Genomic DNA, 3,273 nt, shown 5'->3' with positions numbered 1-3,273 from the left:
GTTCAGTATTGGTGACAGACCACCACAAGTATCCAACCTCAATTCTGTTCACAAGACCATCGTTGATGTTCTCGGCGAGCGATACCGTCGAATTTATTCTTAAAGTAGGTGCGGAATGACGGTTTAACAGGCTCTCTAAATCTGTGCTAATCGACGAAGGACGGGCATCGCTATGAACATATTTGATCATTACCGTCAGCGTTATGACGCTGCCAAGGACGAAGAATTCACGTTGCAGGAATTTCTTAACATCTGTCAGCAGGATCGCAGTGCCTATGCGAGTGCCGCCGAACGATTGTTAATGGCGATCGGTGAACCCGTGATGGTGGATACCGCCCATGAGTCTCGCCTTTCCCGTTTATTCTCTAATCGGGTAATTGCACGCTATCCGACCTTTGAAGAGTTCTACGGCATGGAAGATGCCATAGAGCAGATCGTCGCTTACCTGAAACACGCCGCGCAAGAGTTGGAAGAGAAGAAACAGATCCTGTATCTGCTCGGTCCGGTAGGCGGCGGGAAATCGTCGCTGGCTGAGCGGCTGAAAGCCTTAATGCAACGCGTACCGATTTATGTGCTGAGTGCCAATGGCGAACGTAGCCCGGTCAACGACCACCCGCTGTGCCTGTTCAACCCTCAGGAAGATGCCGATATTCTTGAAAAAGAGTACGCGGTACCGCGCCGTTATCTGGGCACTATCATGTCGCCCTGGGCGGCCAAACGCCTGCGCGATTTCGGCGGTGACATCACCAAATTTAAAGTAATAAAAGTGTGGCCTTCCATTCTGGCGCAGGTCGCGATAGCCAAAACCGAACCGGGCGACGAAAACAATCAGGATATCTCCGCACTGGTCAGGAAAGTGGATATCCGCAAGCTGGAGCATTTTGCCCAAAACGATCCAGATGCCTATGGCTATTTCGGTGCGCTGTGCCGTGCCAACCAGGGCATCATGGAATTTGTGGAAATGTTCAAAGCCCCCATCAAAGTCCTGCATCCCCTGTTGACCGCCACGCAGGAAGGCAACTATAACGGCACCGAAGGCATTGCTGCCCTGCCGTTCAACGGCATCATTCTGGCCCACTCCAACGAATCGGAATGGGTACAATTCCGCAATAACAAAAATAACGAAGCCTTTTTGGACCGCGTTTACATCGTCAAGGTGCCCTACTGCCTGCGCGTTTCCGAAGAGGTGAAGATTTACGACAAGCTGCTCGATCACAGCGAACTGTCGCACTCCCCCTGCGCGCCCGGCACGCTGGAAACTCTGGCACGCTTCTCAATCCTGTCGCGTCTTAAAGAGCCAGAAAACTCCAGCATCTACTCTAAAATGCGCGTGTACGATGGGGAAAGCCTGAAAGATACCGATCCCAAGGCAAAATCCTATCAGGAGTACCGTGATTACGCGGGCATCGATGAAGGCATGAGCGGTTTGTCCACCCGTTTCGCCTTCAAGATCCTCTCGCGCGTGTTCAACTTCTTCGACCACAGTGAAGTTGCCGCCAACCCGGTGCACCTGTTCTACGTACTGGAACAGCAAGTCGAACGTGAGCAGTTCCCGCAAGAAGTGGCGGAAAAATATGTCGAGCACCTGAAAGGCTATCTGATCCCCAAATACGCCGAATTTATCGGCAAAGAGATTCAGACCGCCTACCTAGAGTCCTACTCCGAGTACGGGCAAAACATTTTCGATCGCTATGTCACTTACGCGGATTTCTGGATTCAGGATCAGGAGTATCGCTATCCGGACACCGTGCAACTGTTTGACAGGGAATCGCTGAATGCCGAACTGGAAAAAATATAGAAACCGGCGGGCATCAGCAACCCCAAAGATTTCCGTAACGAAATCGTCAACTTTATGCTGCGCGCCCGCGCCAGCCACAGTGGCCACAACCCGAACTGGACCAGTTATGAGAAACTGCGCACCGTGATTGAGAAGAAAATGTTCTCCAATACGGAAGAGCTGTTGCCGGTGATTTCGTTCAACACCAAAACCTCGACCGATGAGCAGAAAAAACATGACGACTTTGTCGATCGTATGATGGAGAAAGGCTACACCCGCAAGCAGGTACGCTTGCTGTGCGAATGGTATCTGCGTGTCAGGAAATCATCATAACGTACGGGCAGCTTGACCACGTCATGCGGGGGAATCATGGCCTATTTCATTGATCGACGGCTGAACGGCAAGAACAAAAGCCTGGTGAACCGCCAGCGCTTTTTACGCCGCTATAAGTCGCAAATAAAACAGTCGATTTCCGAGGCCATCAACAAGCGTTCGGTAACCGACATAGACAGCAGGGAGTCTGTATCAATCCCTCAGGGCGACATTAGCGAACCGATGTTCCACCAGAGGCGCGGCGGGAAGCGGCATCGCGTCCACCCCGGCAACGACCATTTTGTTACCAACGATCGCATCGAGCTGCCACAAGGAGGTGGCGGTCAGGGCAACGCCAGTAAAGATGGCGAAGGCCAGGACGAGTTCGTGTTTCAAATCTCCAAGGATGAATACCTCGATCTGCTGTTCGGGGATCTGGCGCTGCCTAACCTGAAAAAGACCCAGCAGCACCAAATGAACGAGTACAAAACGCACCGTGCGGGTTACACCGCTAACGGTGTGCCCGCCAACATCAGCGTGGTACGCTCGCTGCAAAATTCTCTGGCGCGGCGTATGGCCATGACGGCAGGGAAACGACGCGAACTGCACCAACTCGAGGAAGATCTGGCAGAACTCGAGCACACCGAGCCAGCCCAATTGCTCGAAGAGGATCGGTTACGTCACGAGATTGCGGCGCTGCGCGAGAAGATTGCGTGCGTGCCCTTTATCGATACTTTCGACCTGCGTTTCAAGAACTATGAACGCCGGGCCGAACCGTCCAGTCAGGCAGTGATGTTTTGCCTGATGGACGTTTCCGGCTCGATGGATCAGGCCACCAAGGACATGGCGAAACGTTTTTATATTTTACTCTATCTGTTTTTGAGCCGGAATTATAAGAACGTGGACGTGGTTTACATTCGCCACCATACCCAAGCCAAAGAGGTCGATGAACAGGAGTTTTTCTACTCACAGGAGACTGGCGGCACCATTGTGTCCAGCGCATTGAAGCTGATGGAGGAAGTGGTTAAAGCGCGCTATAACCCGTCACAGTGGAATATTTATGTGTATTAGTCGCGACTTGATCTGACACTGGACCTTGCAAGGTTGAGAGTTACCGGTTTTGATATGGGTGTCCAATCCTTATACAAAACACGAGGTAACTCTCATGATTCATACTAACAATC

2 pseudogenes are annotated in these 3,273 nt (G+C 51.8%); both read left to right on the top strand.

Features of this window, described 5'->3' with window-relative positions:
• The first annotated feature begins 172 nt into the window (after window positions 1-172).
• Window positions 173-2,110: pseudogene (locus ACTBDZ_RS16350) on the top strand (PrkA family serine protein kinase).
• A gap of 36 nt (window positions 2,111-2,146) precedes the next feature.
• Window positions 2,147-3,151: pseudogene (locus tag ACTBDZ_RS16345) on the top strand (YeaH/YhbH family protein); the annotation flags it as partial.
• Between the last annotated feature and the right edge of the window lie 122 nt (window positions 3,152-3,273).

The sequence above is a fragment of the Symbiopectobacterium sp. genome (assembly GCF_051710365.1).
Classification (GTDB): domain Bacteria; phylum Pseudomonadota; class Gammaproteobacteria; order Enterobacterales; family Enterobacteriaceae; genus Symbiopectobacterium.
This window is presented reverse-complemented; position numbering and strand designations above follow the sequence as displayed.